The organism is Streptomyces sp. NPDC026672, from assembly GCF_040638185.1.
Taxonomy (GTDB): Bacteria; Actinomycetota; Actinomycetes; order Streptomycetales; family Streptomycetaceae; genus Streptomyces.
This window is the reverse complement of sequence record NZ_JBEZXS010000007.1, coordinates 109,667-129,916: the sequence shown is the minus strand read 5'-3', so window position 1 is coordinate 129,916 and position 20,250 is coordinate 109,667. Positions and strand designations below refer to the sequence as shown.

16 protein-coding genes and 1 pseudogene are annotated in these 20,250 nt (G+C 70.5%); 9 read left to right on the top strand and 8 right to left on the bottom strand.

Annotation, left to right across the window (positions count from 1 at the left end; genetic code table 11):
* The first annotated feature begins 145 nt into the window (after positions 1 to 145).
* Genes AB0F77_RS10505 through AB0F77_RS10490 form a run of 4 tightly spaced genes read left to right on the top strand, consistent with a single transcriptional unit; the run spans position 146 to position 5,990 of the window.
* A complete protein-coding gene (locus AB0F77_RS10505) occupies positions 146 to 1,459 on the top strand; it encodes an extracellular solute-binding protein (protein ID WP_361944641.1) in 1,314 nt (437 codons plus the stop codon).
* Between the two features lie 57 nt (positions 1,460 to 1,516).
* A complete protein-coding gene (locus tag AB0F77_RS10500; protein ID WP_361944638.1) occupies positions 1,517 to 2,536 on the top strand; it encodes a sugar ABC transporter permease in 1,020 nt (339 codons plus the stop codon).
* The gene (locus AB0F77_RS10495) at positions 2,533 to 3,411 is read left to right on the top strand and encodes a carbohydrate ABC transporter permease (RefSeq protein ID WP_361944635.1); all 879 of its coding nucleotides are present in this window, start codon (positions 2,533 to 2,535) and stop codon (positions 3,409 to 3,411) included. Before AB0F77_RS10500 ends, AB0F77_RS10495 begins: the two co-directional genes overlap by 4 nt.
* On the top strand, positions 3,408 to 5,990 hold the full coding sequence (locus tag AB0F77_RS10490; RefSeq protein ID WP_361944632.1) for a glycoside hydrolase family 2 TIM barrel-domain containing protein: 2,583 nt from the start codon (positions 3,408 to 3,410) through the stop codon (positions 5,988 to 5,990). Before AB0F77_RS10495 ends, AB0F77_RS10490 begins: the two co-directional genes overlap by 4 nt.
* Positions 5,991 to 6,005: 15 nt before the next feature.
* Here AB0F77_RS10490 and AB0F77_RS10485 read toward each other — a convergent pair.
* The 3 genes and pseudogenes from AB0F77_RS10485 to AB0F77_RS10475 all read right to left on the bottom strand — a co-directional run bounded on the left by AB0F77_RS10485 (position 6,006) and on the right by AB0F77_RS10475 (position 10,201).
* Positions 6,006 to 6,886, bottom strand: a pseudogene (locus AB0F77_RS10485) (NADH:flavin oxidoreductase/NADH oxidase).
* 179 nt (positions 6,887 to 7,065) lie between these two features.
* Entirely contained in the window at positions 7,066 to 9,300 is a 2,235-nt protein-coding gene (locus AB0F77_RS10480) for an ATP-binding SpoIIE family protein phosphatase (protein WP_361944629.1), read from the bottom strand.
* A 13-nt stretch (positions 9,301 to 9,313) separates the two neighbouring features.
* Entirely contained in the window at positions 9,314 to 10,201 is an 888-nt protein-coding gene (locus tag AB0F77_RS10475) for a helix-turn-helix transcriptional regulator (protein WP_361944626.1), read from the bottom strand.
* A 364-nt stretch (positions 10,202 to 10,565) separates the two neighbouring features.
* Between AB0F77_RS10475 and AB0F77_RS10470 the strand changes: the two genes are divergently transcribed.
* Together AB0F77_RS10470 and AB0F77_RS10465 are read left to right on the top strand one after the other, a co-directional pair.
* Complete coding sequence (locus AB0F77_RS10470; RefSeq protein ID WP_361945111.1) at positions 10,566 to 11,198, top strand: aldehyde dehydrogenase family protein; 633 nt, start codon at positions 10,566 to 10,568, stop codon at positions 11,196 to 11,198.
* A 129-nt stretch (positions 11,199 to 11,327) separates the two neighbouring features.
* Positions 11,328 to 11,462, top strand: a complete 135-nt coding sequence (locus AB0F77_RS10465) for a hypothetical protein (protein ID WP_361944623.1) — start codon at positions 11,328 to 11,330, stop codon at positions 11,460 to 11,462.
* 128 nt (positions 11,463 to 11,590) lie between these two features.
* Here AB0F77_RS10465 and AB0F77_RS10460 read toward each other — a convergent pair whose 3' ends face one another.
* Positions 11,591 to 12,106, bottom strand: a complete 516-nt coding sequence (locus AB0F77_RS10460; protein WP_361944620.1) for a flavin reductase family protein — start codon at positions 12,104 to 12,106, stop codon at positions 11,591 to 11,593.
* A 245-nt stretch (positions 12,107 to 12,351) separates the two neighbouring features.
* Here AB0F77_RS10460 and AB0F77_RS10455 point away from each other — a divergent pair, with 245 nt between their 5' ends.
* The 3 genes from AB0F77_RS10455 to AB0F77_RS10445 all read left to right on the top strand — a co-directional run bounded on the left by AB0F77_RS10455 (position 12,352) and on the right by AB0F77_RS10445 (position 15,611).
* Complete coding sequence (locus AB0F77_RS10455) at positions 12,352 to 13,800, top strand: aldehyde dehydrogenase (RefSeq protein ID WP_361944618.1); 1,449 nt, start codon at positions 12,352 to 12,354, stop codon at positions 13,798 to 13,800.
* 112 nt (positions 13,801 to 13,912) lie between these two features.
* Positions 13,913 to 14,737: a CoA ester lyase gene (locus AB0F77_RS10450; RefSeq protein ID WP_361944615.1), complete on the top strand. Its 825-nt coding sequence runs from the start codon at positions 13,913 to 13,915 to the stop codon at positions 14,735 to 14,737.
* A 112-nt stretch (positions 14,738 to 14,849) separates the two neighbouring features.
* Positions 14,850 to 15,611 carry an IclR family transcriptional regulator gene (locus AB0F77_RS10445; protein ID WP_361944612.1) on the top strand — a complete coding sequence of 254 codons (762 nt, stop codon included), beginning with the start codon at positions 14,850 to 14,852 and terminating at the stop codon, positions 15,609 to 15,611.
* On the opposite strand, the gene AB0F77_RS10440 is transcribed toward AB0F77_RS10445, so the two are convergent.
* Genes AB0F77_RS10440 through AB0F77_RS10425 form a run of 4 tightly spaced genes read right to left on the bottom strand, consistent with a single transcriptional unit; the run spans position 15,595 to position 20,220 of the window.
* Entirely contained in the window at positions 15,595 to 16,440 is an 846-nt protein-coding gene (locus AB0F77_RS10440; RefSeq protein WP_361944609.1) for a mesaconyl-C4 CoA hydratase, read from the bottom strand. The two genes, AB0F77_RS10445 and AB0F77_RS10440, sit on opposite strands and share 17 nt — an antisense overlap.
* Positions 16,437 to 17,618 carry a CaiB/BaiF CoA-transferase family protein gene (locus AB0F77_RS10435; RefSeq protein ID WP_361944606.1) on the bottom strand — a complete coding sequence of 394 codons (1,182 nt, stop codon included), beginning with the start codon at positions 17,616 to 17,618 and terminating at the stop codon, positions 16,437 to 16,439. The genes AB0F77_RS10440 and AB0F77_RS10435 overlap by 4 nt, the downstream gene beginning before the upstream one ends.
* A gap of 54 nt (positions 17,619 to 17,672) precedes the next feature.
* Positions 17,673 to 19,097 carry a carboxylesterase family protein gene (locus AB0F77_RS10430; protein ID WP_361944603.1) on the bottom strand — a complete coding sequence of 475 codons (1,425 nt, stop codon included), beginning with the start codon at positions 19,095 to 19,097 and terminating at the stop codon, positions 17,673 to 17,675.
* 46 nt (positions 19,098 to 19,143) lie between these two features.
* On the bottom strand, positions 19,144 to 20,220 hold the full coding sequence (locus AB0F77_RS10425) for an LLM class flavin-dependent oxidoreductase (RefSeq protein ID WP_361944600.1): 1,077 nt from the start codon (positions 20,218 to 20,220) through the stop codon (positions 19,144 to 19,146).
* Positions 20,221 to 20,250 lie beyond the last annotated feature (30 nt).

Genomic DNA, 20,250 nt, shown 5'->3' with positions numbered 1-20,250 from the left:
AGCCGTTGGCGGCCGTCCGTCCGAGATCGACTTACATAGATTACTAATCTTTCTTATTGACTTCCGGTTGCCCCTCATGGACGCTGTGTCGCGTTCGAGCACATCTCCAACCTTCGAGCACGTCTCCGAACAAGGGAAGAGCTCCATGAACCACCGCACCAGGCCCCGGGCCCTGCGCGTCATGGCCGTGTCCGTCGTCAGCGCCCTCGCCCTCGGCCTGGGCGGCTGCGGCACCGGCGGCGACCAGGCGGGCGACACCGGCGCGAGCGACTCGATCGACGTCGTGACACGCTGGTCGGCCGGCAACACCGCCGCGGCGGCGCAGGCCGACACGTTCAAGGCGTTCACCAGGAAGACCGGCGTCAGGGTCAACGCCACCGACGGCCTGGAGACCATCGACGACCAGGTGGAGAACGCCGTCGCGGCCGGCAAGTCCCCCGACGTGGTGATCGTCAACCTCTACGACAAGACGCTCGGCTGGCTGGACGCCGGTGTCACCGTCCCGGTCGACGACTACGTCGAGGAGTGGGGCCTGGCCGACCGGCTCAAGCCCGCCGCGCTCGACGAGTGGCGGGTCGGCGGCAAACCCGGCGGCCGGCTCCAGGGCCTGCCGTTCTCCGGGTTCAGCTGGCCGGTCTGGTACAACACCGACCTGCTCGAGAAGGCCGGCGTCGACAAGATCCCGGCCACCACCGACGAACTGGTCGACGCCGCCGCCAAGTTGCGCGCCAAGGGCGTCCAGCCGCTCACCGTGGGCGGCAACGACTGGAGCGGCCAGAAGCTCTTCTACCAGATCGCCGAGTCCTACACCGACGCCGCGACCATGGAGAAGGTCATGCAGGGCGGCGGCTACTGCGCCACCCCGTCGGTGATGCGGGGCATCAAGCTCTTCACACGGCTGCGCGACGCCGGGGTCTTCGCGGACGACTCCGCGGGCCTGAACGCCGACGCGATGTACGCCGCCTTCTACTCCGGCAAGGCCGCCATGATGTCCGCCGGCTCCTGGGCGTACACCGAGGCGAAGGGCTCCAGGACCGGCATCGAGACACACACCACCCTCGCCGGTCTGCCCGTCCCGTCCGGATCGACGTTCAAGAAGCCCACCGCCTTCCAGGGCTTCACCGGCGTCGGCTTCATGATCACCAAGCGGGGCGCGTCGAAGGACCGCATCGGCAACGTGCGCAAGTTCATCACCTCCTTCTACCAGGACGCCACCGTCGGCCGCTTCGTGAAGGACGCGAGCATCCTGCCGCCCACCGACGGCGACTTCTCCGCCTACGCCACCGACCCGCTGCTGTCGCAGTCGCTGAAGCTCGACACCTCGGTGGACTACGCCGTGGTGCCCGACGTGTGGATCGGCGCCGCGTCCGATCCGGTCATCCAGGTCCTGACGGGGGCCTACGGCACGTCCTCCCCCGACAAGATCTGCAAGGGCCTCGACGACGCCACCAAGGGCTGACACCGCCCGACGCCTCCTCGTCCAGACCCCTTCCGCCCCGGCCGAAAGAAACCGTCCATGTTCTCGACGTTCTCGGCGTTCTCGGTGTTCTCGACGTCTTCGACGTTTCCGACGTCTTCGACCGGTACCCCGGCCGGCACCCGCGCCGCGCCCACGGCCGCGCCACCACCCACCGACCGCCGACGGCGCCGCGGCGGCGGCGGCCTGAACACCCCCCGTCTGCTGTGGCTGACGGTCCCGTCCCTGGTGTGGTTCGCCGTCTTCTCGGTGGGGCCGCTGGTCGCGATGTTCGTCATCGCCACCCTGCGCTGGAAGGGCCTCATCTACGACCCCGGCTACGTCGGCACCGCCAACGTCCGGCACGTCCTCGGCGACCCGGTCTTCCGCGACGCGCTGCGCAACAGCGCCGTGCAGGTCGCCGTCGTCATCCCGGTGATGATCCCGCTGGCCTTCATGCTCGGTTACCACCTGAGCACCAGACCCCGCGGCTACCGCGTGCTGTCCGTGCTGTACTTCTCGCCGGGGCTGATCTCGATCTCCATCACCGGCATGATCTTCTACGGGGTGCTCTCGCCGAACGGCGGCGCCAACGGCCTGCTGCACGCGCTGGGCCTGGACTCGCTCACGCACTCCTGGCTCGCCGACCCCGGCACCGCGCTGCCCAGCCTGATCGCCATCGACCTGTGGCGCGGCGTCGGCTGGACCGCCGTGCTGTTCGCCGCCCGGCTGGCCGGCGTCCCCGGCGACGTGGTCGAGGCGGCCAGGATCGACGGCGCCGGGCGCCTGCGCATCATGTGGCAGATCGTCTTCCCCATGGTCAAGGACTACGTCCGCACGCTGACGATGCTCCAGTTCCTGTGGACCCTGTTCACCTCCGCCGCGCTGATCCTGCTGCTCACCAAGGGCGGCCCCGGCACCTCGTCCACCACCTTGTCGTACCTGGTGTACGCGAAGGCGTTCTCGCAGAGCGACCTCGGCTACAGCCAGGTCGTCGGTGTCGTCCTGCTGCTGATCGGCGTCGCCGGGATGCTGCTGATCCGCGCGCTGCTGCGCAGCCCCCGGGAGAAGATCCGATGACGGCCCCCACTCCTTCGCCCGCCCGCACCCGTGGCCGTACCGTGCGCCGCGCACGGCGGCGCGGCGGCGGCCCGGTCGCCACCCCGCTGTCGTGGCTGTACGCGCTGCTGCTCGCCGCCCCGCTCTACTACCTCGTGGTGAGCGCCCTCAAGACCAACATCGAGATCTTCAGCCACCCCTTCGCGCTGCCGGGGCACTGGCTCTGGAGCAACTTCCGCACCGCCTGGCAGACCGCCGACCTGGGCCGGGCGCTGTGGAACTCGGTGCTGGTGTCCGTCGTCTCGATCCTGTTGACGCTCGGCCTCGCGGTGCCCGCGTCCTTCGCGCTCGCCCGGCTGGACAACCGGCTCTCGCGCCTGGTCACCGGGGCCTTCTCGGTGGGCTTCCTGATCCCGCCGTTCGCGGCGCTGATCCCCACCGTGATCCTCGCCATCAAGATGCGCCTGTTCTACACGCTCGAGTTCCAGATGCTCCTGCTGCCGGCGAGCGCCCTGCCGCTGTCGGTGCTGCTGCTCACCCAGTTCATGAGGACCGTGCCGCCCGCGCTGGTGGAGTCGGCCGCGCTGGACGGCGCCGGCAACTGGCGGCTGCTGTTCAACGTGTTCCTGCCGATCGCCATGCCGGGCGTCGTGAGCGTCACGATCCTCCAACTGCTCACCTTCTGGAACGAATACCTCTTCTCCCTCACCATCACCGGCACCGCGCCCGACGTCCGCACCGTCCAGGTGGCGCTGCCCAGCCTGGTCTCCGACGCGACCGACTTCGGTGTGCTAACCGCCGGCACCGTGCTGACCCTTCTGCCGGTGTACGTCGCCTACTCGCTCGCCAACCGCCGTATGCAGGAAGCCCTCACCGCAGGAGCAGTCAAGGAATGACGCTCGGTTCCGAACTCAGCACCACTGCCCCCACCCACACCCACACCGCCGCCCCGACACCACCGGCAACCCGTCACGACCTCGGCGGCGAGTGGGAACTCAGCTGGCTGGACGGTCCCGACGGCACACCGGCCGCGGTCCGTGACACCGTGCTGCCCGCCCGGGTGCCCGGCGAGGTGCACACCGCGCTGCTCGCCGCCGGTCATCTCGCCGACCCCGACGTGGGACTGGGCGAACTGGCCCAGGACTGGGTGGGCCGCTCCCAGTGGTCGTACCGCCGCTCCTTCCACTGGAGGCCGAACCCCGGCACCCGCACCGACCTGGTCGCGGACGGCCTGGACACCGTCGCCGAGGTGTACGTCAACGGACACCACGTCGGTGCCGCCCGCGACCAGCACCTCACCTACCGGTGGCCGGTCGACGAGGTGCTGACGCCCGGCGACAACACCGTCGAGGTGCGATTCGCCTCCGCCTGGGACGCCGCCCTCGCGCACGAGCGCGACCACGGACCGCTGCCCTCCCCGTACGACGAACCGTACCCGCACGTCCGCAAGGCGGCGGCCAACTTCGGCTGGGACTGGGGGCCGCACTACGTCACCGCCGGCATCTGGCGCGACATCGGGCTGGAGACGTACACCGGCCGGATCGACCACCTCCGCCCGCTCGTGCGGCTCGCCGACGACCACCGCGGTGCGGAGGTCACCGCACATGTCAGGGTCGACGCACCCGCCGGCTCCCGCGTCCTGGTCGAGCTGACCGGCCCCGACGGGCGAGCGGCCGGACACGCCACGGGCGAGGTCACCGGGCAGGAGGTCGCGGTGACGCTCGCCGTCGCCGATCCCGAACTGTGGTGGCCGGTGGGCCTGGGATCCCAGCCCCGCTACCGGCTGCGCGCCCGCCTCGACCTGGACGGCGCACCGCTGGACGAGGTCACGGTACGCATCGGCCTGCGCTCCGTCGCCGTCGACGAATCCCCCGACGCGCTCGGCACCCGCTGGGCCCTGGTGGTCAACGGCCGCAGGGTCCGCGTCCGGGGGTACAACTGGATCCCCGACGACACCCTGCCCAGTCGCGCCACCCCGCGGCGCGTCGTCGAACGTATCGACCAGGCCGTCGCAGGCAACGCCAACCTGCTGCGGGTCTGGGGCGGCGGCCACTTCGCCACCGAGGAGTTCCTGGACGCCTGCGACGAACGGGGCGTCCTGGTCTGGCACGACTTCCTCTTCGCCTGCGCCGCCTACTGCGAGGACGAGCACACCGCCGCGCTGGTCACCGCCGAGGCCGAACAGGCCGTCGCCCGTATGGCACCGCACCCCAGCCTGGTGGTGTGGTGCGGCGGCAACGAGACGGTACTGGGCCGGCACCACTGGGGGTGGGGCGACCAGATCGGCGAGCGCGGGTGGGGCGCGCGCTACTACCTCGACGTGCTGCCCGGTGTGCTCGCCCGTCTCGACCCGACCCGGCCGTACGTGCCCAACTCGCCCTGGTCCGGCACCCTCGACACCGACCCGGCGGCCGACACGCACGGGCTGAGCCACCTCTGGGACGCCTGGAACGAGGCGGACTACGCCCACTACCGGGACCACGACCCGTCGTTCGTCGCCGAGATGGGCTGGTGCGGGCCCGCCGCCTGGACCACCCTGGAGCGGGTGCTCGGCGGCGAGACGCCCGGCCCCGCCTCCCCGCTGACCCGGCACCATCTGCGGGCCATCGACGGCATGCACAAGCTGACCCGGGGCCTCCAGCCGTATGTGCCCACACCCGCGGAGGGCGCGGACTGGCACTTCGCCACCCAACTGGTGCAGGCCCGCGCGGTCGCCGCCGGGGTCGAGTGGCTGCGCTCGCGGGAGCGCTGCGGCGGGGCGGTCGTCTGGCAGCTCAACGACTGCTGGCCGGCGATCAGTTGGTCCGCGGTCGACGTCGCCGGCATCGAGAAGCCGCTCTGGCACGCGCTGCGTCACTCCTTCGCACCGCGCCTGGCCACCGTGCAGCCCGTCGCCCCGGGCCCGACGCACGATCCGACGGGCGACGAGGGGCTGGCGCTCACCCTGGTCAACGACACCGTGGCGGATTGGGCCCCGGACGTCAGCGTCCTGCGCATCGGCCTCGACGGCCGCGAGTTGGCCCGCACCCGGCTCCAAGCGTCCTGCCCGGCGGGCGAGTTGGTCACTCTGCGGCTGGACCCGGCGGTGGCCTCACCGACGGACCCGCACGCCGAGCTGCTGGTCGTGGACGCGGACGGCGTACGCACGACGTGGGCCTACCGCACCGACCGCGCCCTGAACGCCCCGCCTCCCGTCCGCGAGGTGACCACGGCCTTCGCCGACGGCGCCCTCGATGTGACGGTCACGGCGCGGACGGTCGTCCGCGACATCTGTGTCTTCCCCGACCGCCTCGCCGCGACCCTCGGCGTTCCACCGCACACCCTGTCGGTCGACACCTGCGTGGTCACCCTCCTCCCTGGGGAGTCCCACACCTTCCGTGTCACCTCCCGCGCGGGCGAGCCCCTGCGGGACGCTCCGATTCCCTCGTCCCTCGTCCGCCTGGCGGTCCGATCGGCCTCGGAGCTGACCTCATGACCAACACACGCCGGTTCAGACGGACAGGTGGTACTGATCCGGCACATGGGCCTCGGCGCCCAGTTCGCGCGCCGCGTGGCGGGCCCAAGAGGGACTGCGCAGCAGTTCGCGGCCCATCAGGACGGCGTCGGCCTCCCCATTGGTGATGATCTTCTCGGCCTGTCCCGACTCGGTGATCAGTCCTACGGCCGCGACCTTCAGCGGGGACTCGGCCTTCACCCGCGCGGCGAAGGGCACCTGGTAACCGGGGCCGACCGGGATGCTCACCCCGGAGGCGATGCCGCCGGAGGAGACGTCGAGGAGGTCGATCCCGTGGGCGTGCAGATCGTGGGCGAGACGGACGCCTACGGCGGCTTGTTCTCGGGCCAGACCTCCCGTACGGCGTCCACGACGTCGAGTGCGAACCGGACGCGGTTCTCGTACGAGCCGCCGTAGGCGTCCGTGCGGTGGTTGGAGTACGGGGACAGGAACTGGTTGATCAGGTAGCCGTGGGCGCCGTGGATCTCGGCGATCTCGAATCCGGCGGCGAGGGCCCGGCGGGCCGCGTCCGCGAACTGCCGGACGACCTCACGGATCTGATCGACCGTCATCTCCGTGGGCACGGGGTGACGCTCGCTGAAGGCGACCGCGCTCGGGCCGATCGGCTGCCACCCGTGCGCCTCGCCCTGGGCGGCCAGGAAACGGGTGATCCTTCGGAAGCCCTCGACCTGGGTGTCGTTCCACAGGCCCAGGTCGTAGGGGGTGATCCGGCCCTCGGGTGAGACCGCCGTGGCCTCCATGAGAATCAGCCCGGTGCCACCCGCGGCACGGGCGGCGAAGTGCGCGAGGTGCCAGTCGTTCGGAGCACCGACCGTGGGGCCCTCGGGTTCGGCCGAGTACTGGCACATCGCGGGCATCCACACCCGGTTCGGTACGGTCACGTCCCGCAGGGCGAAGGGCTCGAAGCGTTCGGGGTCAGACGCCCCGGGTCCACACGTCGTTCTGGCCCTGCTTGATGACGTCTTCGAAGGTACGGTCAACGTCACATCTGTTTGGCATCAGCCGATGACGCAGTTCGACTCGCGAACCACTCGGGCTATTCGGGCAGTGCCATCTCGATCCAGGTGGTCTTGCCCCGGCCCACGGGCGAACTGCCCCACGCCGTGGCCAAGGCGTCGACGATGACCAGACCGCGTCCGGACTCCGCCTCGGCGTTCATCGACTCGTCGGTGAGGATCACCGTCGGGACGGGTGGCTGGGAGCTCTTGTCCTGCACTTCGAGCCGGACACCGCCGGCGTGACGGCGCATGCGGACCTCGACGTCACTGTGCGCGTGGATCAGCGCGTTGGTGACCACCTCGGACAGGATGAGTTGCAGGTCGTCGAGGATCGCCTCGGCGTCCCAGCGCGTCAGCAACTCGCGCAGACAACCACGCGCGGACGCCACCGCCTTGAGGTCGTCGCGCTGGATGGGCAACCGCGCGACATCCCGTCGGCCCCCTGCCCGGGCGCCGTCGTATCTCATCAGCCGCAGCGCCAGGTCGTCGTCCAGTGTCTCGTGGAGCCGGCGATCCCCGATCAGACCGTCCGCGAGTACGTCCATGTTCTCCCGGTCGCCACCGGCGAGGCCGTCCGCCAGCCGCGCGAACGCGCCGTCGGGGCCCAGTGCCCGGATCTGGAGGAGACCGTCCGTGAACAGGGCGAGGACACTGCCCGGTGCCAGGGTGATCTCCCGCTGCTCGTGACGGTGACCTCTCCCGAGGCCCAGTGGCGGACCGACCGGCACATCGACCGTCGCGGCCTCACCCCGGGCCGGGCTGAGCAGGGGCGGTGGATGACCGGCGGTCGCGATCTGGGCGACACCGGTCGACGGATCGAGCCAGAGGCAGCAGCAACTGGCGTACCTGGAGGCGCCGAGGACGTGCAGCAGTCCGTCCACACGCTCCAGGACGGTCGCCGGTGCGTGGCCCTCGGAGGCGTAGGCGAAGACCGCGCTGCGCAGATGTCCCATCACCCCCGCCGCCTCCACGCTGTGTCCCTCGACGTCCCCGACGCAGAGCCCGAGCCGGCCGTCGGGCAGGGGAATGACGTCGTACCAGTCCCCGCCCACCGCGACGCCCGCGCTGGCCGGCACATAGCGGGAGGTCACCACCACCTCCGGGCGCAGGGGCAGGATCGCCGGAAGCAGGCTGCGCTGCATGGCGCGTACGAAGGCGTGTTCCGCTTCGGAGACACGGATGCGTTCCAGGGTCTGGCCGATCAGCCCGAGCATGAGGGTGGCGAGGGCGATGTCCTCGTCGGCCGGAAACCGGCGCCACCGCGGTGGGAACTGGAGGATGCAGCAGCCGGTGGCCCGGCCGTTGGCGATGAGGGGGACGTACGCCCGCGGATGGTCGTCGGAGGCGGGGACGGTGCGCGGGGTGGCCGTGGAGGCGAACACCTCGCCCGTCAGCTGCGTCCTCACGTGGGTCACAGCGAAGGTCGCCGGGGTCGTGCGCGACAGCGGGGTGCCGTCGACCTGGCCGATCTCCTCGCGGGAGAAGTGGGAGGCCCCGACGACGCGCAGGCGTCCGTCCTGGACGCGGCAGAGCATCAGCGCGTCGGCGCCGAAGGGGGTCATGACCTGATCCTGGGCGGCGGTGAGGACGTCCCGGGCGTGCACGGCGGTGGCCAGTTCCGTGGAGAGGCGCTTGAGCTTGAAGAGGAAGGTGGTGGCGGTGAGACCCCAGTCGCGCCGGCCCGAGGTGCCGGTGACATCGGCCTCGGGCGGCTCCGCAGGAACCTGCGGAATGAACATCGGGATGGGCGGCGCGTCCATCGGTAGATGTCTTTCGGCAAGGGCCAGCAGTTCGCCCGCTAGGTGCTCGGCGACCCGTCGCATGTCGCGCAGTTCCTCCGGCGGGACCGTGGCGTCCGGGTTCTGGGTGCGCGACCAGCGCACGCTCAGGCAGCCGAAGTTCCGTCCCGCGGCGATGAGCGGGACGGATGCCAGGGCCAACGGGAAGGGGCCGTGCAGACGGAGGGTCGGCACCTGGCGGCAGATCTCCTGCAGCTCCGCGGCTTCGGCCACGACCAGCTCGCCGTTCCGGTACGCCCGAGCCGTCGGCAGCCGCAGATCGTTGACGTCCAGTTCCGAGGGAACGGTGAACGCGCAGGGGGTGTCGACCGCCATGGCGACTCCCAGTGCGGATCGACCGGCGACGGGGAGGTAGGCGGCGTAGGTGCTGGCGTCGAGCCTGCCGCTGAGATCGAGCAGGGCCGAGGCGAGGGCCAGGTCACGGGGCGAGCCGGGGCTCCCGTAGACCGGCGCTGCATCTGACCTGGTGTCCACGGTGCCTCACGCCTCACGCCACCGGCGTGCGCCTGGTCGCCCCAGGCCCCCAGCTCGCCAGCAGGCGAAGGGCCTCCACGGAAGGAGAGTCCGGCACGGGGTAATGGACCACCAGCGACTGGTCGTTGTCATTGCCGACCTTGAACAACTCGTAGGCCAACGACAGCTCGCCCACAAGGCCGTGATGGAATTCCATCACGCCGTGGATCTTCTCCCGGACGTCGTGCGTGGCCCACATCCACCGGAAGTCGTCACTCTTCACGGACAGCTCGCCCACCAACACGGACAATCGCGGATCGTCGGGATGACGACCGGCGTCCATCCGTAGCGCGTAGACGATCTCTCTCGCCTTCCGTTCCCAATCGACGTACAGATCACGGTATTCGGGCCGCAGGAACACCAGCCGCGCCCAGTTGCGCTCCGCGACCGGAAGCTCCTCCCAGTCACCGAAGAGCGCTGCCGCCAGCCGGTTCCATGCCAGGATCTCCGCGCGGCGCCCCACCACATAGGCCGGAACCGCGTCCAGGATGTCCAGGAGGTGACGCAGTGGCGTGCGCACCTCCTGGGGGCGCACCACCTGCTTCGTCCTGGGCTTCGCCTTGGCGAGACGGGTGAGGTGGGTGTGCTCGGCGTCGGACAGCAGCAGGGCACGGGCGATCGAATCCAGCACCTCCACGGAGACACCCTGCGCGTTGCCCTGCTCAAGACGCGTGTAGTACGCGACCGAGACACCCGCCAGCTGTGCCAGCTCCTCCCGCCGCAGCCCGGGCACCCGGCGCTTGCGCCCGGAGACGGGCAGGCCGACGTTCTGAGGCTTGAGCCGGGCCCGCCGGGTGCGCAGGAACTCGTTCAGCTCGGCACGGTGATCCGGAGTGCGGCCGACCGAGCCGTCCAGGTCCAAAGACTCCATACCCTCATTATGCGTCGATTCACGTGATCGTCCGTTCGGCAGCCTGTCCCTACCAGTAGTACGAAATTGAGTCGTAAGCAACAGAGTGGTCTGGCTACGGGCGGCGACGTCGCGCAATGTTGCTGCATGCCCGGTGGAAGACAGCCGGACAGACAATCCCCCGGTCCGCCCGGAAGAACGCGGCGGCGAAGCGCCCCACCCGAGGATCTTCGCATCGTTTCCACCACGCGAAAAGGAAATGCGACACTCGGCGGCCCCACTGTCCACTGTCGGATTGCCCCAGATCGCGAAAGCGCATGGGACCAAAGGGAAATGAACAGTCCCACGAAGAAAGTGCCGCTCGGGCACCCGTGCGATCGCGGCGGCGAGGACCGCTTTCGATCAGGGTCCCTGGCCCCGTCTCTCGCACGAGGAGCGGGCGGGTCACCCGCGCGCGTTCGCCGCCGAGCTGCGACGCCGCTCGACGGACCTCGCCGAGTTCTGGTCGCGGCAGAGCGGTGTGCTGCACACCATCGCCTCCGGGGTCGGAGATCTCGGCGCGTCCGGCTTCGAGTTCTACGCCGGTCTCGCGGCCGACTTCCCGTTCGAGGAGGAACTGCCCGCGGCGTACGGCGAGTTCGGTCTGCTCGTCCGGGAACACGTCGGTGTCGTGGGGGCCATCGTCGCGTGGAACCACCCGGTCGGCCTCATCACGTACAAGCTCGCCCCGGCCCTGCCGGCCGGCTGTACCGTCGTCCTCAAGCCCGCTCCGGAGGCACCGGGCGAGGCGTACGGCATGGCGGAGATCGCCGAGACGATCGGGCTCCCTCAGGGTGTCCTGAACGTCCTGAGCGCCGGGCGAGAGGTGTCCGAGTCGCTGGTCAAGGACGAGCGGGTCGACAAGATCGCCTTCACCGGGTCCACGGCCGCCGGGCGCCGGATCGGCTCGCTCCTCGGCGGCCGGATCGCCCGGCACTCTTCGAAGTGCGAGACCGCAACTACCGGGTGACGCGGCCCGGAACAAGATCTTCGGCTCCCTCGGCATCGACGGGGTCACGCCGCACGAGATGATCGCCGACGGCCCCCATCGTGTCATCGCCCTGCTGGAGCCCACGGGTCTCGACGGTGAGGGCAACCGGTGTCCCAGCTCCTCGCGGAGTTCTTCTGGATCGAGGACGGCAAGGTCACCGACATCCGCCCGTTCTGGTGGGACATCACCGCGCTGAAGCGCATCGCCGAGTCGCGAGCGGCGGTCGCGGAGACGGACCAGTAATGGCCCTGATGAGGACACGAGGCCCGGTGACGCCGTACGCCGCGGTGACCTGCGTGCCTCCCCCGCCCCACGGCCCCACGGCCCGGCGCGCGTCAACGCCGCGTCGGGCCGTGGACGGTTCGCGGGTGTCAGACGCCGACCGGCGGGCGGTCGGCGACACGACGGAACTTGCTTCCGTGGAACAGGAGCGGTTCGACCGGGGCCTGCCCGAGGATGTTGTGCACTTCGAGGAAGGCGACGTCATGGTCACCGGCCGTGGCGACGTCCGCGATCGAGCAGGTCAGCATCAGAGCGCTGCCGCCGATGTGCACGGCGCCCTCGGCGGTGGCCGACCAGTCCACGTCGGTGAACCGTTCCTCCTCGGGGCCGGCCAGCACCCGGCAGTACTCGGCGTGCTGCTCCGCCAGCACGCTGATCCCGATGTGTGTCGCCCGGCGAAGTCGCGCCCAGGTCCGCGACTTGCTCCCGAATGCCACACTCACCAATGGGGGGTCGAGCGAGACGGACGTGAAGGAACTCGCCGCGAGGCCGACGGGTGCGCCGTCGACGAGTGCGCATACCGCGGTCACCCCGGAAGGGAACAGCGAGAACGCGCGGCGGAGATCCTGATGGTCGGCGACCGGGGCCGCTGCCTGTGTCGTCATGGCTTAACACCTCGAAATCGGTGGCTCGTTGACGTCAGCTTCGCCCTCCGATAGCACAGTTGTCGACGTTCGTCTTCCATGGTGTGGGAATGCAGAACTGTTCGTTCGTTTTCCATTCCACGGAATCGTCCTGTGGACAGGCCGACTCGGGCGGCGGGACGATCCCGGCGGCGTCCGCGCGCCGTGGAGAAACACCTCCTGAGCCGAACGTGCGGGCAGACACCTACCGGCAGGGGTCAGCGGTCATGATCGAGTACTCATCGCTTTTCATCGACGGCGCCTGGCGCCCACCGTCCTCGACGCATTCCTTCAAGGTGATGTCGGCGACCACGGGCGAACTCATCGGTGTCGCCCCCAGCGCCGATCGAACCGACGCCGATGCCGCCGTGGCGGCGGCCCGAAGGGCGTTCGACGATCCGCACGGCTGGTCCTCCTGGGAGCCCGAGCGGCGGGGTGCCGCACTCAGGCGCTTCGCGGAGGCCATGGAGCGCCGCGCCCAGGAGATCGCGCGGTGCGTGAGCATGCAGAACGGCATGCCGATCGCCGTCTCGTCGATCGGTGAAGGCAGCCTGCCGCCCATGGTGCTGCGCTACTACGCGGACCTGGCCGAGGCGACGGCCGTCGAGAGCACCCGGCCCGGCCTGCGCTCGGGCATGACGACGGTGCGCCGCGAGCCCGTGGGCGTGGTGGTGGCGATCGCGCCGTGGAACGCCCCCCAGGCCCTGTCGGTGTTCAAGTACGCCCCGGCTCTCGCCGCCGGCTGCACCGTGGTGCTCAAGCCCTCCCCCGAAACGGTGCTCGACGCGAACCTGATCGCCGTGGCGGCGTCGGAGGCGGGCCTGCCGCCTGGGGTGCTCTCGGTGCTGCCCGCGGACCGGGACGTCAGCGCCTATCTGGTCGGCCATCCGGGAGTGGACAAGGTCGCCTTCACCGGGTCCACCGCGGCGGGCCGCGCCATCGCGGAGGTGTGCGGCAAGCTGCTGCGTCCCGTGACGCTGGAGCTGGGAGGCAAGTCCGCCGCGGTCATGCTCGACGACATCGACCTGAGCGACCCGGCACTGGCGTCGGCCCTCCCCGCCGCGACGATCGCCAACTCCGGCCAGACCTGCTACCTGGGCACACGTGTCCTGGTCCCGTCCCACCGCCACGACGAAATCGTGGAGTATCTCGCGGACCTGGTCGGTTCCCTGGTGATCGGTGACGCGCTCGACCCGACCACCCAGCTCGGGCCGCTGGTCAGCGCGCAGCACCGGGAGCGGGTCGAGCGGTACATCACCGTGGGGCACGAGGAGGGCGGCAAGGTGGTGACCGGTGGGCGCCGTCCCGCGTGGGCGAAGGCGGGCTGGTTCCTGGAGCCGACGATCTTCACCGGCCTGGACAACACCAGCACCCTGGCGCGTGAGGAGATCTTCGGCCCGGTGCTGACGGTCATCCCCTACCGGGACGTGGACGACGCGATCCGTCTCGCCAACGACAGTGAGTACGGGCTCGGCGGCACGGTCTGGACCTCCGACCCGGAGCGTGGCATGTCCGTCGCGCGCCGTATCCGGTCCGGCACGCTCGGAGTCAATGGTTACCGGGTCGACCCGGGCGCGCCCTTCGGCGGTGTGAAGGCCAGTGGACTCGGCCGGGAGCTGGGCCCGCAGGGCCTGGCCTCGTACGAGGAACTGAAGTCGATCTACCAGCCCGCTTAGGGCGGAAAGCCCGCATATCCGTGTTCTGCCGTATGGCCGCCCCGAAAGAGGGTGATTCAGGGAATGCGGCGGCCCGCGTGCAAGTGAGTGACAGACGACGAGGAGATACGCAGTGAAGGTCCCCCAGGCGAGGTCCTGGCTGTTCGTGCCGGGCGATCGTCCGCCCTTGTTCGCCAAGGCCGCGGCCAGCGCGGCGGACGTGGTGGTCCTCGACCTGGAGGACGCCGTCGCCCCGGCGGACAAGGACCGGGCCCGCGCGGAGGTCGCGCGGTACACCGCCGCCCACCCGGCCTACGTCCGTGTCAACGCGGCGGACACCGAGTTCCATGCGGCCGACGTCGCCGCCTTCGGCGCCGGCAGCGCGGTGCTGGGCCTCGTGGTGCCCAAGGTCGACGATCCGGACGACGTCAGCCGCACGGTGCGGCACCTGCGTACGGACGTCCCGGTCGTCGCGCTCGTCGAGACCGCTGCCGGCGTCGAGAACGCCTCCCTGATCGCGGCCCACCCGGCCACGGCCCGGCTCGCTTTCGGCAGCGTCGACTTCGGCCTGGACGTCGCCGCCCTGGGTGACGGCGAGGAGATGCTCTACGCCCGCTCCAGGCTCGTCATCGCCTCCCGTGCGGCCGGGATCGCCGCACCTGTCGACGGGGTGACCACCGACCTGGACGACGCCCGCCGGACGACGGCCGACGCGGTGCGCGCCCGGCGGCTGGGATTCGGCGGCAAGCTGTGTGTCCACCCGCGACAGGCCGAATCCGTGAACGCGGCCTTCACCCCGAGCGCGGAGGAGATTCGGTGGGCCGAGCGGGTCGTGGCGGCCATGAGCGCGTCCGGCGGCAGCGCCGTGCGCGTCGACGGACAGATGATCGACCATCCGCGGCTGATGTCGGCGCGCAGGATCCTTCAGGCCGCGCCGGACGCCCGAGCGGGACACTGAAAGGGGACACCGAGAAACGCACCGTTCAAGAAGAAACGATACGTCCCAAGGTATTCTTTTTATTGGATACGTGCGATATAACGTAGATCCGCCATTGTCGCCGGAGTATGTTATGAAACAGCCTATTCACACCGCTCCCGCAAGCCATGTGGGCCGGGTTTTCAGTCTGCTGGACCTGCTCGGGCGGCAGACCTCCCCCGTCACCCTCAGCGAGATCGCCCGTCAAGCCGGACTGCCCGTCTCCACGACGCACCGGCTGCTCGGCGAACTGGTCGCCTGGGGCGGTGTGGAACGCATGGACGGCGGGCTCTACCGGCTCGGTGACAAGATCTGGCGGCTCGGGGCGGCCTCGTCCTGGGAGCGCGACCTCAGAGGGGCGGCGCTCCCCCATGCCCGGGAGCTCGCCTCCTGTACCGGCGCGGCGGTGGCGATCAGTGCCATGGTCGGTGACCAGTTGATCTGTCTCGACACCATCCGCGGCCGGCTGCGCAGCATCTACCTCGCCCAGCCCGGTGACGAGATACCGCTCTTCGCCACCAGTGCCGGCAAGTTGCTGATGTCCACGGTGGACCGGACGGCTCTCACCGACGCGTTGCGCACGCGTCTGGAACGACGGACGCAGTACACCCAGGTCGTGCCCAAACTGGTGCTGGCCCAACTGGAGGCGGCCCGTCAGGCGGGATTCGCCGTCTCGCACTCGGAGAGCACGATGGGCCAGTCCTCCCTGTCCGTTCCCGTTTCCACCGGCATCGATCACACACCCATGGCGCTCACGGCGCTGGTCCCCACGACACAGGCCGACCTGCCGAAGCTGGCGCCGGTCCTGCGGAAGTACGCCGAACTCATCTCCCGGTCCATCACCGATCGGGACTGACGCGGAACGTTCCGACGGCCGTCGTGCGTCCTGCCGCGTCGCGGACGGTCGTCCTGACGAGGGAAGCGTCCTGCGCGTCACCGGTGTCCGGCGACGCTCCGACCACCAGGCCCTGGTGGTCGAACAGGGGCGACACCAGGCGGTAGTCGAACACCGCCGCCGTGCCGTCCGCCTCCGGGCGCAGCGCTCGTGCCGCCTCGGCCATGAGGAGCGCCTGCAGGGGTCCGTGGACGACAAGACCGGGGTAGCCCTCCACGTCCCGGGCGTAGTCACGGTCGTAGTGGATGCGGTGCCCGTTGTAGGTCAGGGCCGAGAAACGGAACAGCAGGACGGGACCCACCTCCACGCGCCGTTCATGAGGCTGGAGTTCGGCCTCGGCGGCGGCCGGCGCCTGCTCCAGGGCGCTCGTCGTGGCGTCCCGGTACAGGATGTCCTGCTCCTCGTCGACGACGATCCGGCCGTCCTGGCTGATCTCGTGGCCCACCGTCACAAAGGTCAGACGTCCCGAACTGCCCTGCTTGTCGACCGACTTGCGGACGTAGGAGCGTCGGACGGTCGGTTCGCCGAAGCAGAGCCTGCCGAGCGTGCGGATGCGACCGCCGGCCCACATGCGCCGCCGGCCGGGCTCCGGCGGGTGCGGCACACCGGTCGTCGCGCGGTGCCCGTCCCGTCCGAGTTCGGCCTGCGCAGGCCGGTCCAGCAGATAGACCCAGTGCCACAGCGGCGGCAGTCCCCCGCTCTCGCCGGGCTCCTCGATGCCCAGCAGCCCGGCAAGGGCCCTGGCGGGCGCGGGGGTCAGGATCTCCGAGAACTCCATGGTCTCGCTCACAGCTCGTTGTCCTCTTCCGTCGACTGTCCCACTGCCTGCCCGGCACGGCCGAACTCCGCACGCAGCGGGGCGTTGTGCGCGCCGAGAGCCGGCACCGGTCCCATCACCGCTTCCCGTCCGGTGATCGTCACCGGTGGCAGCAGTGCCCTGATCGTCCCACCGGGGGTGTCGACGGACCGCCAGCGGTCGCGGGCCTCCAGCTGGGGGTGCTCGCCGAACTCCGCGGGCGTGCGCATCCGGGCGTTCGCGATGCCCGCCTCGTCGAGCAGCGCGACGAGCGCGTCCGCGGTCAGACTCCCGAAGGCGTCCTCGATGACGGGGGTCAGCTCGTCGACATGGGCCACCCGGTCCGGGTTGTGGGCGAAGCGCGGGTCGTGGACGAGGTCCGGTCGGCCGAGCACCTTCTCGCACAGGACGGCCCACTCGCGGTCGTTCTGCAGTCCCATGAACACCGCGGCCCCGTCGGCGGCCGTGTACGGGCCGTAGGGCGCGATCGACGCGTGGCGGGCGCCGGTCCGGTGCGGCGGACGGTCGCCGTAGACCGAGTAGTAGAACGGCTGCTGCATCCACTCACCGAGGGCGTCCAGCATGGCGACCTCCACATCGCTGCCCCGGCCGGTGCGCTCGCGCTCGTAGAGCGCCGTCAGGATGCCGGTGTAGGCGTACATGCCCGTGGCGATGTCGGCGATGGAGATGCCCACCTTCGAGGGTGTCTCCGCCGTGCCGGTGACCGACACCAGGCCCGCTTCGCACTGCACCAGCAGGTCGTAGGCCTTCTTCGACCGGTAGGGCCCCGACGACCCGTATCCGGAGATCGTGCAGGTGATCAGGCGCGGATGCCGCTCCCGCAGGTCGGACGAGCCGAGTCCGAGCCGGTCCACGGCGCCGGGAGCGAGGTTGTGCACGAACACGTCCGCCCCGGCGATCATCGCGTCGAGCAGCTCGCGGTCCTCGGCCGCCTTGATGTCGAGCGCGGCGCTCTCCTTGCCGCGGTTGAGCCACACGAAGTAGCTGGCCTCGCCGTGGACCGTCCGGTCGTAGTCGCGGCCGAAGTCCCCCGTCCCGGGCCGCTCGACCTTGATGACCCTGGCGCCGAGATCGGCCAGTTGCCGGGTCGCGAACGGTCCCGCGACGGCCTGTTCGAGCGAGACCACGGTGATCCCGTCAAGTGTGTGCATGGGTGTTCTCTCTGCTCCGGTCGGGCGGTCGGGAACGCGTGTTCCCAGGGTGGATCAAGTGAGCGGGCGTTCCGCGGCGTTGACGGTGTGCCGTTCCTCCGCGGTCCACCGGGGCCAGCCGGCGTCCGGCACTCCGGTGTGGAGGAACAACCGCAGCGAACGCTGGAGGTCGCGTGAGACGTCGTCGATCGACGCATCACCGTCGAACAGGGAAGCGAGCTCTCCCGCACGGTGGTTGCCGAACAGCACCGGCACGTCGAGCGTGTGCGTCGCTCCCAGCCGGCCGTCCCACTTCCTGGCGGGACGGCCATAGCGTGAACGCCATACCGGCGCTCCGCGGGCGGCGGCGGCAGTGGCCCAGTCGTCGGCCGGGCGGTCGAACAGGGCATCGGTGAGGGCGTGCGACAGCACCCAGTGCGGATCACCCTTCCGGTCACCGCTCACCTGTCCCTCGGCCCGTGCGTACCGTTCGCCTCCCCCTCCCCCCGGCAGGGCGTCGAGCAGGGAGACTGCTTCCGCGCGGGTGACGGCGCGCGAGGACCGTTCGTCGACGAGGAGGAAGGTGCCCTCGTCTGCGGTCGTGTTGACGAGATGCGGCACCGGCGGTGCGGCCGACTGGAGTTCGGGCAGCGGGGCCGCCAGTTCGCCCACGGCGACCGGGCCGAAGCGCGGTGCCGCGTCCAGTTCGGCGGTGGCCCGGATCAGGTCCGCGTCGCCCACGTGGTTCAGTCCGTCGAGGTCCACCCGCAGCCGGTCCGCAAGCCGCTCGGTGAAGGCGGCGGCCGCGTCGGGGGACTGAAGTCGAGGCGTCCCGCTGTGGAGTGAGACCTGGGCGAAGAGCGACCCGCTGCTCGGCAGGACGGAGTGCAGGGCCGCCGCCATGGAACCGGCCGAGTCGCCGGCCAGGGTCACCCGCGCGGGGTCTCCACCGAACGAGGTGATCTCCCGCCGCACCCACCTCAACGCGGCCTGCTGGTCGTACAGGCCCGCGTTGCCGCAGTTCCCGCCCAGCTGGGGGTGGTAGGCGAACCCCCGGGCTCCGAGGCGGTAGTTGACCGTGACGACCACGGAGTCGGTGGCGTGTGCCAGACGGGCGCCGTCGAGGGCCGCCACCGCGCCGGAGCCGTTCGTGAACGCGCCTCCGTGGAGCCACACCAGAACGGGGAGCCCGGCCCCCGCGCGGGGATCGGGCGTCCACACGTTCAGTACGAGGCAGTCGTCACCGGAGGGCGGTGACGAGCCGAGGACCAGCCGGGCGCGCAGGCTGCCCGGCTGGGGGGCCGAGGGGCCCGGCCGGTCGGCGGCGCGCACTCCGTCCCAGGCGGGCAGGGGGTCGGGCGGGCCGAAACGGCGCGTGCCGGTCGGGGCGGTGGCGTAGGGAACACCCAGGAAGGAGACGACCGTGCCGTCGCTGCTTCCGCTCAGCCAGCCGGCCTCGGTCGGTGTGAGCACCGTCGGGTGTTCGGGTCCGTCGGTCATCGGAGCTCCTGGCGGCCCCGCGCCGTCCGTGCGTCGGTGCCCTCGGTCATGACGCCCGCGCACCCGCGTGGCGGGCGCTTCCCCGTGCGGCGGCGCGGGCCGCGGGAGCGATGGAGGTCATGACCGTGCGTGCGGTCGCCGCCGCGTGGCCCACCGGGATGTCGCCGAACAGCAGCTTCATCTCCAGGTAGTTGATGCCGGACGTCTCGACCTGGGCGACCAGCTGGTCGCGGACGCTGTCGACGGTGCCGACGACGGCGTTGCCTGCGGCCAGCAGGCGCTCGCCGCTGAAGGCTCCGTCGAGCCGATGGTCGTCGTTCTCGTGCCACAGGTGCAGGATGCGCTGCTCGTGGAGGTCGTGGGCCCGGTGGAACAGGTCCAGTGCGTGGGCCTCGGACTCACCGATGACGACGGGTCCGGAGATCCCGAGCCTCGGCTCCTCCTCCTGCGGGTTGAGCCGGCCCGGCTCGTCGCGGTGCTTCTGCCAGGCGTCCCAGTAGGTCTCGGCGAGGGCGGTCATGGCTCCGCTCTCCCAACGGCCCACGAAGTTGATGCCGTTGGAGCCGGCCCATTCGGCCGAGGCCGCGTTGCCCGAGGCGTACCACAACTGCGGGTAGGGCTTCTGGAAGGGGAGGATCGACAGCTGGGCGTCGTAGTCCCGCAGCAGCTTGCCGGTGTGCTTCATCCGGCCGGTGCCGAGCGCGTTGGTCACGGCCGTAAGCGTCTCCTGGTACAGGGCGCGCACATGGTCGCGGTCCCCCTCCACGCCGACGATCCCGAGCTCGATCGGGCTGATGCCCGCGCCCACGCCGAAGTCGAGCCTGCCGTGGGTGAGTTGGTCGAGCGTGGCGATCTCCTCGGCGAGCCGGAAGGGCTCGTAGGAGGGCAGCACGTTGACCAGGGCCCCCAGGCGCATGACCGTGGTCGTCCGGCTCAGCGCGGCGATGAAGATGTTCGGGGACGGGCACACGGACAGGGGGGTGCCGTGGTGTTCGGTCACGTGGTAGTGGTCGAAACCGGCCCGCTCGGCCTCCTCCGCGAATTCCAGACGGCCCGAGAGCACGCCCTCGGGGGTGTCGTGGGAAAGGTCGAAGGAGTCGAATATTCCAAATTTCAGGGACATCTGTCACCTTTCTTGTCGACTGGGCGGGGA

Excerpts from the sequence above, each read along its gene's own strand:
- AB0F77_RS10505 (WP_361944641.1), top strand. The coding sequence starts at position 146 with ATGAACCACCGCACCAGGCCCCGGGCCCTGCGCGTCATGGCCGTGTCC.
- AB0F77_RS10500 (WP_361944638.1), top strand. The coding sequence starts at position 1,517 with ATGTTCTCGACGTTCTCGGCGTTCTCGGTGTTCTCGACGTCTTCGACG.
- AB0F77_RS10495 (WP_361944635.1), top strand. The coding sequence starts at position 2,533 with ATGACGGCCCCCACTCCTTCGCCCGCCCGCACCCGTGGCCGTACCGTG.
- AB0F77_RS10490 (WP_361944632.1), top strand. The coding sequence starts at position 3,408 with ATGACGCTCGGTTCCGAACTCAGCACCACTGCCCCCACCCACACCCAC.
- AB0F77_RS10460 (WP_361944620.1), bottom strand. The coding sequence starts at position 12,106 with ATGACGACACAGGCAGCGGCCCCGGTCGCCGACCATCAGGATCTCCGC.
- AB0F77_RS10455 (WP_361944618.1), top strand. The coding sequence starts at position 12,352 with ATGATCGAGTACTCATCGCTTTTCATCGACGGCGCCTGGCGCCCACCG.
- AB0F77_RS10445 (WP_361944612.1), top strand. The coding sequence starts at position 14,850 with ATGAAACAGCCTATTCACACCGCTCCCGCAAGCCATGTGGGCCGGGTT.
- AB0F77_RS10435 (WP_361944606.1), bottom strand. The coding sequence starts at position 17,618 with ATGCACACACTTGACGGGATCACCGTGGTCTCGCTCGAACAGGCCGTC.
- AB0F77_RS10430 (WP_361944603.1), bottom strand. The coding sequence starts at position 19,097 with ATGACCGACGGACCCGAACACCCGACGGTGCTCACACCGACCGAGGCC.
- AB0F77_RS10425 (WP_361944600.1), bottom strand. The coding sequence starts at position 20,220 with ATGTCCCTGAAATTTGGAATATTCGACTCCTTCGACCTTTCCCACGAC.